Here is a 15,330-nt window from a genome sequence, read left to right as displayed (position 1 = left end):
CTAATTTTTCTCATAACGGTTTTTTTAGATGAATGACTTTGCAGTAAAAAATTCACACACCTTAACTCAATACGATATTGAAAAGCTGTTACGCCAATTTGGCGGCAAGGAAACGGATTATGTTGAAATTGTTGATGTTGAAAAAAATCGCAAAACGATTGAAAAGTACCCTTTGCTTAACGATATCGCATTAGCAACAACACAAATACAGAGCACGAAAAAAGTTAACAAAAACACAATAAAGAATCATAAATGAAGCGAATTTTTATAAAAGGAATTAAAGGTGGCACTGGTACAACATCTATTGTGGCCAACCTTGCTTGTGCTTTGAGAAAATCAAATGTGCCTGTGTATGCCATCGATTTAGATCCAAAAGGCGACTTAGGCCTACATCTTGGTCTTGCGTGGGAGCATCAGCTAGGCTGGAGTGATTACCCAAACTTTGTCTCTGCATGTGAGCAGTTTCACCAAGATAACGATGGCGTAAAGTTTTTACCCTATGGCAGCCGTTCGAACTTAGGGTTAGACTTTTCATGTATTATAGAGAGTTGTCAGCAGCTTAATGACAGCGATGACAGCTGGTTTTTATTTGACTGCCCAGCCCATGTTGATGTGCACCGCTATACGCTAAATGAAGACGATATATTCCTTGAGATTATTAATTGTGATGCAATTTGTCACAGTTTTGCTTTCAAACGTTTAAACACTCTAAAGCAGGCTGAATCATCATGGCAGCATTATTTTTTAACCAACAAATATAACTCTGCCTCTGAGCTTGAATCAGATTTATTGCAGCTTTGGCAAACTGAATTACCATTAATTGCACCTTTGTATATCAATAAAGATGAAGTCATCAAAGAAGCCACTGCGTTTCGTAATGTGGCGATTAACTGTGCTCCATACAGCGTTGCTAATGATGACTTTGAAACGCTAGCAGGTTGGCTTGTAAGCCGCGCGAGTCAGAATGACCAATAGCATCCATTCACTCGGTATCACACACCGAATACTTAAAGGTATTTTAGGGTTGTTTTTAACGAAGCAACTTGTCCGCTTTGTATTTATAAAATTTTATAGTTATTACAACCAACACAAAATGAGCCTATTGGGAGCGATTTTACTGCCCTTCTTTGTGCTTTTTTTGTCATTGTTTATTAAATTAGAAAACAATAAAAAACGAGAGTTAAAGCTTAAACTTAAACGCTTGTATCCTCATGTTTCTCAACCAGTACTTACACCAAGCAATTGCATTCGGATTGCATTGCAAAGTGTGTACCTTGCGCTATTCAATACCACCACAACCTCACAGCAACATATCGCCGTTGAGCAGCGTAAATCTTGGCGTAAAATCACGCGCTCAGCTCGCTTATTGAGACTGGCAGACAGTAAACTAGTACGCTCTTTTAAAGGGCTTTGGTTAGTTGCTAGAAAGCAAACAAAAACTAAATCATATAAAGCAGTGAGTCGCTCTCCACTTTGGAGAAACAGCACCTTAAAGGTCGCTTTTTTCACTCTCATTATTTTTGCGGTGGCTATATTTGTAACCGTGCCATTTAGTATTGAAGCGCAAGCAGTGTTCATTAGTTTAATTTTGGTGGTTGCTTATTCTCTAAGGCGGGTTGAAGGGAAAATGGCCACTATTGTGATGATCACCCTTTCTGTTACAACCTCTACACGTTATCTATGGTGGCGCTACACTGACACTCTTAACTGGGGTGACCCTTTAGCCCTTACCCTAGGGATTGGTTTGCTGCTTGCTGAAAGTTACGCTTGGTTAGTACTGATATTAGGCTTTTTCCAAACCATTAATCCATTAAACCGTAAACCAATCGCGTTAGGAAAAGACACTGCAAACTGGCCAACAGTTGATATTTATATTCCTACTTATAATGAGCCGCTTGATGTTGTGAAGCCAACAACAATCGCCGCGCAAAGTATTGATTGGCCTGCAGATAAGCTTAACATTTATATTTTAGATGATGGTAAGCGCCCTGAATTTGCCGAATTCGCAAAGCAAATTGGTGTTGGTTATTTAACTCGCCCTGATAACAAACATGCCAAAGCCGGCAACATGAACCATGCGATGAAAGTAACTAGTGGCGACTACATTGCTATTTTTGACTGTGACCATATCCCTGCTCGCTCATTCTTACAAATGACAATGGGACAATTCATCAATGACAGTAAAGTGTGTTTAGTACAAACACCTCACCACTTTTTTTCTGCCGATCCATTTGAGCGCAATCTCAAAAACCATCGGAAAATCCCAAATGAAAATATGTTGTTCTATGGCTTAATTCAAGATGGCAATGATATGTGGGATGCAACCTTCTTTTGTGGTTCGTGTGCTGTTTTAAGGCGCAGTGCCCTTGAAGAAATTGGTGGTTTTGCCGTAGAAACCGTCACTGAAGATGCCCACACCGCCCTAAGAATGCAGCGCGCTGGCTACAAAACAACATATATTAATATTCCACAAGCCGCCGGCCTGGCTACAGATAGTTTATCTGCCCACGTTGGTCAACGTATTCGCTGGGCACGCGGCATGGCACAAATATTCCGATTAGATAACCCGCTGTTTGGTAAGGGCCTAAATATCGCGCAGCGCTTGTGCTATTTAAACGCTATGTTGCACTTTTTATCAGGCATTCCGCGAATTGTATTCTTAACAGCGCCACTGGCATTAATTTATTTTAATGCGCAAATTATCTATGCACCGTTTGTTGCCATCTTTCTTTATATTGTGCCAACCCTGTTACAGGTAAAAATAACCAACTCTCGAATTCAAGGTAAATACCGCTATTCATTTTGGGGCGAAGTTTATGAGTCAGTACTTGCTTGGTATATTTTAAAACCCACGACAGTTGCGCTTATCAACCCGAATAAGGGTAAATTTAACGTGACTGAAAAAGGCGGTTTAAACAAGCAAGATCACTACGATTGGACGATTTCAAAGCCTTATATAATCTTGTTGCTTGTTAACGTTTTGGGTATGACCTACGGCGTGTTTAGATTGCTCTTCGGCGATAGTTCACAAATAGGTGTACTCGTCATTAGCATGCTGTGGGCAAGCTATAACGTGATAATTTTAGGTGCAGCTGTGGCTGTTGCCGCTGAAGCCAAACAAGTACGCAGCTCACACCGCATTAAAGCAAATTTCCCTGCAGCTATTCGCCTTGCTAATGGCCGTACTATTAAAGTAAAAATTACGGACTACTCAAATAATGGTGTTGGTCTTGAAACTGACCATAATCACCTTTGCCGTGTAAATGATAAAGTCGAGCTACTCATGAGCCGTGGCTTGAAGCAGTTTTCATTCCCAACTTATATCTGTAACACCCGCGATAAACAACTGGGTCTTACCCTCAGGGATTTAGATTTAGAAAAACAAAAAGCCTTTATTCAATGCACTTTCTCACGTGCTGATGCTTGGCTTGATTGGCAAGAAAACTTTAAACACGACAAGCCTTCATACAGCTTTTCTCACGTTTTTTATACCAGTCTAAGAGGCTTTAAGAACTTGATTTTCCATGCCCCAAATGAATTAAGACCCGCGATTGCGTTTGCATCAAGAGTCTTGTACTTTGTGGCGTCGTTATTACCTAAAAAACCAACAAAAGTACTAAAAACATCATGATAAAAACTTTTTTAACCTTGTTATTAGCTTTTGGCACACTCGGCATATCTGGCTGGGCGATAAGTGCTGAGCCTCTCTCTAATAAAGCGATTTTTGATGATGGTTACCCAGAGCAAGCACCAATTGAAAGCATGACGCTAAGCTTTGAAAAGCTTGGTTTAAGCAAGTTCAAGCTTGATGGAGTAAGTAATAGTACCCGTGTTGATTTTACAAACCGCCTCGATAAATTAGGGAAAAAACTGACCCTAGACTTTTCATACACAACTTCACCATCACTTATTGGTCGTGTCTCACATTTGAAAATTTTCTTAAATGAAAACCTTGTCACTGTGCTACCTATTGATGATAAGACAACGCCAATTGGCACAGTCTCTGAGCGCAGCATTGTTCTTAACCCTAAGCTAATCAAAGACTTTAACCAAATTCGCTTCGAACTAGTCGGTTTTTACGATCTGGTTTGTCAGGATGACTATAGTAAAACAATATGGGCCGAGCTTAGTAAAAGCAGCCGTATTTCTATTGACCGTCAGTCACTTGCTCTTGAAAGCTTACTTGAGTATTTCCCTGCACCATTTTTTGATTCGCGAGATTACAACAAGGTCAATTTACCATTTGTGTTTGCATCACAACCTGATGAAAACACACTCGAAGCAGCAGCTGCACTATCAAGCTTTTTTGGCGCACAAGCAAAATGGCGCAAAGCACTGTTCCCTGTGCAAATTAATGCAACACCGACAGAACATAGTGTCGTATTCGCAACAAACGACAACAAGCCTGATTTTTTATTGAATTACCCTGATGTTGAAAAGCCAACTGTAGAAATTATCAGCAGCCCTACTCAGCGCTACGCCAAAGTACTGCTTGTTTTAGGTAAAGACACAGCACAATTGAAAGAAGCCGTAGTAGGTTTAGTCTTTGGCTATAAAGTCATGACTGGTCGCAGTGCAACTATTGATGCAATTAGCAACTTACCGCTTCGAGAAGCCTACGATGCGCCACTGTGGGTGCGTTCTGATCGCCCAGTAAGCTTTGATGAATTTATTGAATACCCAACTCAGCTGCAATCGGAAGGCTATCGTGGTCTACCTGTTCGGTTAGACTTGCGTTTTGCACCAGATTTATTCACTTGGCGTGAAAATGGTATTCCTATTACCTTGAATTACCGCAACACGCCTGTTGAGCAAAACATGTTGTCGCGTTTGAATATGTTGATTAACGGTAAGTTTGTGGATGGTTTTATTCTTGATAACGAAGGTGGTAAAACGATTACAACCGATACCTTGTTACCGCTTTTATCTGAATTCAATCCAACCAAAACTCGTCAAGACTTTGAGCTAACAGGGTTAGATTTAACAACAAATAACCAGCTGACTTATGATTTTAATTTTGCAGTCGTAAAAACCGGTGAGTGTAGCGCCATTCCTGCCGGCGGTGAATTTGGTGCAATTGATGGCAGCTCTACCATTGATGTAAGTGACTTCCATCACTATATTGCCATGCCAAACCTACGCGCCTTTGCAAATGGCGGTTTCCCATTCACCAAATATGCCGATTTACACCAAAGTACGCTTGTAATGGAAGCTAACAGCTCAGTTAACGCGATTAGTTTATTGCTTAATTTCACAGGTCATTTGGGTGCCATAACAGGCTACCCAGCACACCGTTTAGACATTCAATTTCCAAGTAACCAATTGGCGCTAAACGATAAAGACATTATTATTATTGGTAAGCCTGACTCTTTCTTAAACTCACTTGCCAAAGACAGCGCCCTAAGTGTGCTTATCAACAACAACCAACGCATTGTTGATCAAGCTATCTATAATGGTGCCTACGACACTAAAGGTGCTGAAAAAATTAAAGTAAATATAAGCAGCATTGGTCGTTTAGCCGTGATGTCTGGGTTCCAGTCACCGTTTGATTCAGACCGCTCAGTAGTCTCTTTGATTGCCAGTAATGAAAATGCTTTTGCACTTCTCACTGATGCACTGCTCAATGATGATAAAACAGCTCAAATAATGGGAAGCTCAGCCATTATCAATAGCCAAGGCATCAAAACGATTAAAACCGATGAGCAGTATTTTGTCGGTCACGTACCTATTCATACCCTCATTTGGTTCCACTTTTCAGACCGCCCAGTATTGTTAGCGATTCTATCACTACTAACCCTATTACTTATTTCATTTATGTTATGGCGAGTGCTTGCGCTACTTACCAAAAAACGTTTATCTGAAGGAGATCAGGCATAATGAAAACTATCGCTTCTTTACTATTCGTTTTTGTTTTTTCAAGCAATGCCTTAGCTCAGTTAAGCTGCAGCGCTTGGCCGCAGTGGAATAACTTTAAAACTCACTTCATTACACCTGAAGGACGCGTAATTGATTTGGGTAGTGATTACAGTATTACTACCTCTGAAGGGCAATCTTATGCGTTATTCTTTGCTTTACTTGCCAATGATAAAGCCAGCTTCGATAAGTTGCTTGAGTGGACTGAAGTACACCTTTCTGAAGGTGACTTAAGTACCCGTTTACCAGCGTGGCAATGGGGAATAAAGCAAAATCAAGGACAAATCCTTGATTCAAATCCAGCTTCTGATTCAGATTTATGGATTGCTTATACCCTGTCGCAAGCAGCTATCTTATGGAATGAAAGACGCTACGCAGTGCTCAGCTCAGTGCTTGCTGAGCGCATCATTCGTGAAGAAACAGCGCAGATACCAAACCTCGGTCTGACTCTTTTACCTGGGCCAACAGGTTTTGAAAAAGACAGTAGCTGGAAATTAAATCCAAGCTATGCACCGCTATTTATATTTGCGCAATTTGCGCACCTATACCCGCACTCGCCTTGGCAAACATTACACGATAACTCGGCGCAGTTATTAATAGATACAGCACCACAAGGCGTGAGCCCTGATTGGGTTAATTACAGCGTGGAAAAAGGCTTTTATCATGATAAAAGCACGCCAGCCACAGGTAGTTATAATGCGATCCGCGTTTACCTCTGGGCCAGCATGATGGCAGAGGATGCCCCCTATAAAAATGCCCTTACAGAGCAGTTTAAACCTTTTGTTGATAGCATTGTTTCTTCAGGCAAAGTGCCATTAGAAACCAATGCTGCCACAGGCAAAACGGCAGGCAACGCCCCAAGTGGTTTTGTTGCCGCCTTATTGCCATTGCTTGCTGAAGATAATGCATCACAAACTGTGACAGCTTTACAACAGCAAATTATGATGGATACCCGCTTTACCACCAGCCGCTACTACGACAGCGTGTTGTATTTATTTGGTAACAGCGCATTGAACAAACGTTTTAGTATTGATAAAAACGGGGCTTTAACAACTAACTGGAGCAATGAATGCCGATAAAGTGGCTACTTGCTGCAGTTTTAGCAAGCTCCAGTGCATCCGCAGCAATAAACAAAGACCTTGATAGTCAATCAATTGATTGGTTAATTAGCCAAGTACAACTTGGTGAAATTGAGCGTGATAATCAATTGATGAGCGACAGCTTAGAAAAGCTGCAAAGCATTGCACCTAAAAATATCCAGGTGCAATGTGCCCAGGTGCGCGTTTTATATAGCCTCAAAGAAACCGACAAAGCCAATGTGCGTTTAGCAGAGCTTAGTAACCTATCGCATCCGTGCGTAACAAGCTTAACCCTACTTGCACGCGTCAATAATCAAGACAAAGAAGCGGTTCAACAAGCCAGGCTTCGTGCCAGGGCCGGACAATACAGTGACGCGGTAAAAATCTACAATCGGCTATTTAAATCCGCCTACCCTAATATTGAATATGAGCTGGAGCACATAAACTGGCTTGCTCAAGATCCAAATCAATATCAGCAAGCACTGCGCGGTTACCGTTCTTTACTGAAACGCTACCCAAATAGTGGCCGTTTTGAACTTGCCTACGCAAGACATCTGTTAAAGCAAAACCCAACAAACAAGGAAGCCATTGAATTACTGAGCCATTATGCACACAGTAATCAATATGGTGTTGAAGCTGAGTTTGCGTGGCTTGCAGCCCTTGAGGATATGCCGCTTAATAAACAAACTGAGCGTGAATATCAGCGTTACTTTGCAGCCTACCCTAAAAGCAGTAAAGGTCAGCTACAATTTAGTGACTTTAAAAAAGCGTATTTAGCGGAGCAAAAAAAGCAAGCAGACCCTGCGTATCAGACATGGCTTAAAGGCAGTGTCGAACTTGAAAAACGCCACTTTGATGCAGCAGAAAAGCTTTTCAATAAAGCACTGCGAGGTCGTCCTCAAGATCCTGAAATATACAATAGCTTAGGTTTATTGAACTTAAGGCAAGGTCGTTATGCCAATGCTTACCAGTACTTTAAAAAAGCTCAAAAATACAGCATAGATGCAAACCGTATAACAGTTTTAAAAGGCCTCGCCAATACTGCTCGTTTTTGGCAATACATAGATGAAGCTAAATCAGCCATTAGTAGCAATGAACTCAAACAGGCTACGCTTAAGCTGGATTTAGCTGACACCTTAAATGAAGACCCTAATACGGTATTGTTTTACCGTGCTGAACTTGCCAAACAAGCAGGCCAACTTCAAAACGCGATGAACCTTTATAAGCAAGTGCTAAAAGACGATCCTCTGCAACAGCCTACTTTGCGTGCCATGCTTGAATTAACCGCCTCAGATGGTAATTATGCTCGTAGTCATCGTTTTTATAATGGCTTAACTCGTCAGCAACAGGCATTAATTGCTGAAGATTACACCCTGTTACAAACACAGCAATTGCGAGCCCGTGCTGATGAGCTTACTGCTGAAGGTAAGCTAGATGAAGCAGTTGATGTGCTACTTATGGCAATCAAACAAAGCCCACGTCAGAGCTGGCTTTACTACGACCTTGCAAATTTATATCAACAACAAGGTTTAGTTGATCATGCCAAAGCTCTGTATAAAAAAACCTTGTGGCAATTTCCGCTAGATGCAGATTTGCGTTATAGCCATGCACTATTTTTACGTTCGTTGAACGATTACCAAGGAGCACTGGCAACCTTAGATTACATTCCTAATAACGCGCGCACTGAACAAATTAATGTGCTTACAGAGCAGCTAAGTATTAATACCAAACTAGAAAGGCTCTCTGCCAACAATACAGCCACTAATAAAGCCACGGTGATTTATAAGCTCACCGAGTTAGAAGCACAGCCATTAACACCTTTAATGCAAGCTGAGCTTGCCAGTCAATGGCAACAAATTAATGAGCAGCAGTATGCAATAAGGCAACTGAAAAAAGCTCTTACTCGTGACCCAAGTTTGAGCCCATATTGGCACATGACATATGCAAATTGGCTAATTGAAAGCAACGATAAAAACGCTGCTGATAGCTGGTTTGCAGACTATCAACTGCCGAGTAACGCAACCGATGCAGAGCAATCACAATGGTTAGCACTACAAGTTAATTACGTTAATCGCTTTAGTGATAGTAACCAACGAGTTGCTAAGCTCTCAGAGCTTGCAACACGTTACCCTGATAACCCAGAACTGTCAGAGGCGCTGATCAATGCTCATATCGAGCAAGGCAATAGTAATCAGGCCATTACCCGCTTTGAGCAGCACGTTGCAAAAGGACAAACTGTGTCAACGGATACTGCTTTAGCTATTGCGACACTTGCTCGTCAGCAGCAAAGAGATGATTTAGCAGATCGCATCATTGCTGGGCAAATTAATCAAGTTTCGAGTGAGCAAAGCTATCGTCAGCAGCAATTGATGACTGCCCTTGAACAATTTGAAGATAAACAGAGCGCAATAAATCTAGCTGAGCAATTGCTAGCTAAATCCAACAACAACCAAGAGCTTTATTATCAAGCAGCAGCGGTTGCGCAAGCTAAGCAACAAACTACGCTTGCGCAAAGCTGGTACCGCGCTGCCGTTGATCCAGATACGGCAACGAGCACCTTAAGCGATGAGCAGAACTATGAACTGTATGCCCTTGATGAAAATGAAGCTTGGTATGTCAATAATGCCAAGCGTCAATTGCAAGGTATTGAGCGCGATGAGCAAGCGTATATCACTGCTGCAATCAACTTAAGTAGCCAAACCAGCACACAAAATGAGTCCACACTGGGCGCTGGGGCAACGCCTATTGAAGCAGGTTTCCCGTTATGGGGTGGCACTGGGATTGTGAAATTAGACCCAATGACAATATCGAGCCAAGAAACCCGCTTTGATGAAACCTTTGCTGGTAGCCGCTATGGTCAAGGGGCCCTGTGTATTTTTGACTGCCCACTTTTAAGTATAAAACCAAAGCAACAAGGTATGGATATTGGCCTTGCTTGGCAAAACGAGCAATGGCGAATTGATGTTGGTACCACTCCACTTGGCTTTTTAGTCGAAGATATCGTGTGGGGCGTTAATTACAATGGTGATTTAGGCGACTTTGGTTATGGCGTCACGTTTAATAAACGCCCGGTTACCAGCTCTGTATTATCTTACGCCGGACTTGAAGATGTCTTTACCAACCAAGTATGGGGCGGTGTTAGAGCTACGCAATTACAACTTAGTCTATCTCATGACCTTGGCCTAGATTGGGGTTTTTGGGGCAGTACTAACTATCAAATCTTGCAAGGTAAAAACGTAAAAGACAATCAAAGCTACAGCCTAATGGGTGGTAGTTATTATCGTTATATTCGCGAAAGAAACACCGAATTAAGTCTAGGTCTTAACTTATTACACTGGTCGTATAAGTATAATTTAAGTGAAGAAACCTGGGGACATGGTGGCTATTACAGTCCACAAAACTACTTGGGCGCTTCATTACCTGTGATTTTTGATAAGCGAGTTGGTCATAATTTTGTATACCGACTGCGCGCTGGCGTATCTTGGTCAACCACCACGACAGACGACATCGCATTTTTTCCTAACGACCCTATTTTGCAAGGCCAAGCAGAGGCTCAAACAGCTGTAACGGGTGTTGTGCCTTACTTTGAAGGCGATACCAGCAGTGGTTTATCGTATAACTTAGGGGCAAGTTTTGAGTATCGATTCACGCCTCATTGGTTCTTTGGTGGTTACGTCAACTTAGATCGGGCCGATTTTTACGAACCGAATTATGCTCAGCTGTACTTCCGTTATTACTTTAATCCGGTGTATAGCGAACTGGCTTTCCCAGGTAAACCAGTTGTGCCTTATGCAAGCTACTAACTGTCGCATCACAAGGGGCAAGTGTCGCAAGTTCTTCCCCTCTCCATAAGGTCTATGTATACTGTAGCGCACTTGTAGCTAGGATAAGGGTGTGTCCCTTTCCTTCAAGTACAAAACTTGAGCAACAAACCATTATCTTAGCTGCATCAAAAAACATGGCCGCCCGTTCACTAAATAAATACATAGAACGACCAAAGCAAAAACAATAAGGCCTCAAATAAAAACTTAGAGTTAGGAAGTAAATATGAGTTCATTACCTAAAGCAGGTGACTTTTTAGGGCATCCTAAAGGGTTATTCCTGTTGTTCGGCACAGAAATGTGGGAACGATTCGGTTATTACGGCATGCGCGCCATCTTAGTTTTATACTTAGTAGCGCTTGTACAAGAAGGTGGTTTTGGTTGGTCAAATGCAGACGCATTAAGCCTTTATGGTACCTTCACAATGGCTGTATACATCACCCCACTATTCGGTGGTTGGTTAGCCGATAACATATTAGGACAGCGTAAAGCAATTATCCTTGGTGGTTTATTGATGGCTGCAGGCCATTTCACTATGGGTATCCCACACAGCTACTTAGCTGGCCAAGAAGAAAATGTATTCTACATTGGTTTAACACTTCTTTGTGTGGGTAACGGTTTATTCAAGCCAAACATCTCAACTATGGTAGGTGATCTATACAAAGAAGGTGACCAACGTCGTGATGGCGCGTTCACTATCTTCTATATGGGTATCAACCTAGGTGGTGCATTAGGTCCTCTAGTTGCGGGTTATGCTGCAGCTGCAATGGGCTGGCAATGGGGCTTTATCGTAGCCGGTGTTGGTATGGTGTTATCTGTACTTTTACAGCTTGCATTAAGCAACAAATACTTAGGCGATATCGGTGTTGTGCCTTCTGCTAAGCTTTCTCAAGCACAGTCTGAATCAAACACTAAAGAGCCACTAACTAAAGTAGAAACTGACCGTATTAAAGTTATCTTTACTATGAGTGTATTCAGCATCATCTTCTGGATGGGCTTTGAACAAGCGGGTGGTTTAATGAACCTTTTCGCTAACGATTACACAGACCGTATGTTACTTGGTTTTGAAGTACCAGCTTCTTGGTTCCAATCTTTAAACTCAATTTTCATCATTGTTTTTGCACCTTTAGTTGCCATTATTTGGTTGAAACTTGATAAACGTGAACCAAACTCTCCGGTTAAGTTTGCTATTGCACTTATCTTCTTAGCACTTGGTTTCATCACTATGATCCTAGCGCTTATGACACAAGGTCAAGGTGAGCACCTACAAATCAGCATGATGTGGTTAGTTTTATTCTACTTATTCCACACCCTAGGTGAGTTATGTTTATCTCCAATTGGCCTATCTATGGTAAGTAAACTTGCACCTCTACGTTTAGCTTCAATGCTTATGGGTATTTGGTTCCTATGTACAGCGGTTGCAAACAAGATTGCAGGTTTCGTAGGTTCTTTCCTAGGTGAAGGTGAAGAAGCGTTAGACAACGCGATGGGTATCTTCATTGGTTTAGGCGCAACAGCGGTTCTTTCTGCTGTGATCATGTACTTACTAAGCGATAAACTAGTCGCTTGGATGCATGGTGCTGAAGGTCAGCACGAGCCACAAACTACTGAGCACATCCTAGCTGAAGAGCTAGAAGTGACAGCTGAAAAGCAATAATACTTATTCCCCGTAGCACCCGCTGCGGGGAATTTCTCTCTCCCCTATTCCCTCTGCGTCCTTAAAACTGATACTATATTCTGATATTAATTTGGTTTGGCAAAGGAACTGAGTAAGTGCGCCCTAACACTCAACTACTGGTCATTATTCTGACCAGCTTATTATTAACAGCATGCGGTGGCGATAAAACAACAAAAGAAGTCGCAACAGCTCCTGATCAGTCTGGTTTGATTATTACTGTCGAAAATGGCGTATCAGCTGAATTCGCACAAGGCGATGTCACACTTAATGCAATAAGTAACACAGTCACAACAGACACTACATTTACTTACACTGAGACAAGCGCTTCAAGCACGGATATCGAGCAAGGTATTGTCTCGAGTATTCATACCTTTCGCCCTAATAACCTGATATTTGCTGAGCCATTAAGTTTAGCGATTAAATTACCAGATGAACAAACCAACCTTGCCTTTAGCATAGTGCAGTTAGTTGATGAGCAGTGGCAAACTCTCAGTACAGAACAAAGCAATGATGGATTTGCAGTCAGTGCTATTACAGAATTTGGTAGCTTTGCTTTAATGTCTCGCACTGTTCCTGTAGCCAGTAAAACCATTGGCGAGCAATGTAATAACACTGCCAGTAATCAAACAGTGCGCTTTATTCATGTTGCAGATTTACACGCGCGCTTCGGCTTTAAAGAGCAGTTATTCAGCCGTATTCGCAGTTACTACGACAATGCAAAACTTGAAAACCCTAACACCTTATTCACCAATGGCGGTGACGATTATGAAAAAGGCACCGTAGCTGAACAAACATCACAAGGGTTAGCCACTGTTGAAGCAATAAAAGCCATGGCTTTTGACGTACGTGTGATTGGTAACCACGACTATGCGTGGGGACCTGAGCAACTGTTGGACTTTGCCGATGACGATAATGCCATCGTGCTTTCAAGTAACACCGAATATGATGGTAGCGATGATACGCCGTTTGCCGGTGTCGATTTTTCGGTTGTTCAAGTAGGTTGCCTACGCATCGGCTTTTTTGGCATGACTTCAGTGCCTTGGAATGAACTCGATGAACCAGTTGAAGACGAGCCAATTCCTGATTTTATCGCTAACTTTAAAATGAATTGGCAGTGGCAAGAAGTGGCTGAGCAGCTTGTTAACCAATACCGTCAAGATGTAGATTACATGGTTATGGTCAGTCACTTAGGTGAAGGCACTGACACCCGAATTGCACAAAATGTTACTGGAATTGATTTAGTGCTTGGTGGGCATACTCATGGCGGTGAAAGTTATCAAACCTTAGATAACGGCAGCATTGTTATTCAGCCAAACTTTTTTGCACAAGGTCTGACTGATCTTACCTTAACCTTTAACCTTGAAGACAAAACACTTGCGGATGTTGATTACAAAACCATCGCAACCACCAGCATTACGACCCAAGATGAAAGCACTAAAAACGCCATCGATGAAATCATGGGTCGCTATGCCCCAGATGCAAACACCGAAATTGCCGTTTCAGAAAATTACCCTACTGCAGAAGAGCTCACCACAATTACAGCCAAAGCAACTATGCAGCAGTTCCCTGCTATTGAGGCCGCCTTACTAGATGCAAGCCAAGTACAAGATCGTTGGCTACCGGGTACATTAACCCAAGAAGATTTTCATGCCGCGTTTAAGGTTGAACGCCAACCATCGAATACCCCGGGCTTTAATTCAATTTATCAAGTTGAGGTGACAGGCAGCCAGTTGAAAAGCATGCTCGAAAGCCAGCCAGAATGGGTCTCGGTTGTGCCAGATAACATTGATGATGCAAGCACTTACCTCGTTGCTCTATTTAAAGGCCCAGCGCTAAATAGCGAATTGTTCTTCCCTGCTCTGCCAAGCTTAGAAGCTCAATTGGTCGCTGAAAGTTGGTGGCTACTTGATAACTACGCGCGAGCACGCACCAGCCAATGTTTATATATCGATACCGATAACATGCTTAATGCCTGTAAAGCAGATGATGCGGTCACAGTATGGAATTTTAACAACCCAGAGCAAGGCTTTAGTAATGACTTTGGCCCTGCAACACTCAGCTTTTATGACCCTGAAGACAAAAATTGGGGGCCAGAAGATAGCCAATTTGCCACCACCACTGAGCTTGAAATAGCTGATTTACCAAACGGTGCTTCAGGCGTGCTCGCCTTTGCTCGCCATAGCCCAACGCAAGGCTTAACCTTAACGGCTAATAGTGCTGCAAACGGTGATTACCAAACTGAAGGGCTTATCGCTGATTACACCTTAGTGATGGATATTATGTGGCCAGAACAAAGCACCAATGAGTGGCGCTCATTACTACAAACCGATATCACTAACAGTGATGACGCAGACCTTTACGTTAGCCGAGATAACGCCATCGGTATTGCCACCAGTGACAGTGGTTACTTTGGCGAGCTTACAGCAAACAGCTGGCACCGTATTGCTTTTGTGTTTTATGCTGCTCCAAACAATGGCGCACTAAAAATTTATCTTGATGGCGAGCTGATTGGTATTAAAGATGAAGGTGAAATCAATGAGCGCTGGGCAATCAACGATGCGGCCTTACTTTTAACCGATAATGACTACGAAACTAAGCCGGGTTATTTAAACGCCTTGTTATTTGCTGGTCGTGCAATGACAGATGCCGAGATTGCCAATATGGGTGCAGCCCAGCAGCAACTTAATTTTACGCAATCAACCCGTACCTTAAACCAAGTGGTTGAGCGCCATTATCAAGCAGCGCCACAAATTTTGAATAACCCTTGGTTACAACAACGCAGCAAGTTTTTTAACAAAGCGCGCCAAACTGTAAACTAAACTATACAATAAACTTAATA

8 protein-coding genes are annotated in these 15,330 nt (G+C 42.3%); all 8 read left to right on the top strand.

Annotated elements, in window-relative coordinates; all coding sequences use genetic code 11:
* Positions 1-28 precede the first annotated feature (28 nt).
* Positions 29-256: a BcsR/BcsP family cellulose biosynthesis protein gene (gene bcsR, locus NFU46_RS05655; protein ID WP_251600477.1), complete on the top strand. Its 228-nt coding sequence runs from the start codon at positions 29-31 to the stop codon at positions 254-256.
* Positions 253-975: a cellulose biosynthesis protein BcsQ gene (gene bcsQ / locus NFU46_RS05650; protein WP_251600474.1), complete on the top strand. Its 723-nt coding sequence runs from the start codon at positions 253-255 to the stop codon at positions 973-975. The genes bcsR and bcsQ overlap by 4 nt, the downstream gene beginning before the upstream one ends.
* A complete protein-coding gene (bcsA, locus tag NFU46_RS05645; RefSeq protein WP_251600469.1) occupies positions 965-3,631 on the top strand; it encodes a UDP-forming cellulose synthase catalytic subunit in 2,667 nt (888 codons plus the stop codon). The genes bcsQ and bcsA overlap by 11 nt, the downstream gene beginning before the upstream one ends.
* Complete coding sequence (bcsB, locus tag NFU46_RS05640) at positions 3,628-5,877, top strand: cellulose biosynthesis cyclic di-GMP-binding regulatory protein BcsB (protein ID WP_251600466.1); 2,250 nt, start codon at positions 3,628-3,630, stop codon at positions 5,875-5,877. The genes bcsA and bcsB overlap by 4 nt, the downstream gene beginning before the upstream one ends.
* Entirely contained in the window at positions 5,877-6,992 is a 1,116-nt protein-coding gene (gene bcsZ, locus NFU46_RS05635; RefSeq protein WP_251600463.1) for a cellulose synthase complex periplasmic endoglucanase BcsZ, read from the top strand. The genes bcsB and bcsZ overlap by 1 nt, the downstream gene beginning before the upstream one ends.
* Complete coding sequence (locus NFU46_RS05630) at positions 6,983-10,795, top strand: cellulose synthase subunit BcsC-related outer membrane protein (RefSeq protein ID WP_251600460.1); 3,813 nt, start codon at positions 6,983-6,985, stop codon at positions 10,793-10,795. The genes bcsZ and NFU46_RS05630 overlap by 10 nt, the downstream gene beginning before the upstream one ends.
* Before the next feature lie 244 nt (positions 10,796-11,039).
* On the top strand, positions 11,040-12,470 hold the full coding sequence (locus tag NFU46_RS05625) for a peptide MFS transporter (protein WP_251600457.1): 1,431 nt from the start codon (positions 11,040-11,042) through the stop codon (positions 12,468-12,470).
* A 116-nt stretch (positions 12,471-12,586) separates the two neighbouring features.
* Positions 12,587-15,310 (top strand): metallophosphoesterase, encoded by a 2,724-nt coding sequence (locus NFU46_RS05620; protein ID WP_251600454.1) that lies wholly within the window; start codon positions 12,587-12,589, stop codon positions 15,308-15,310.
* Positions 15,311-15,330: the final 20 nt, after the last annotated feature.

It is taken from the genome of Pseudoalteromonas sp. NCCP-2140 (assembly GCF_023708065.1).
Taxonomy (GTDB): Bacteria; Pseudomonadota; Gammaproteobacteria; order Enterobacterales; family Alteromonadaceae; genus Pseudoalteromonas.
Note: the sequence above shows the minus strand (reverse complement) of the source record. Positions and strands in the feature narration are given on the sequence as shown.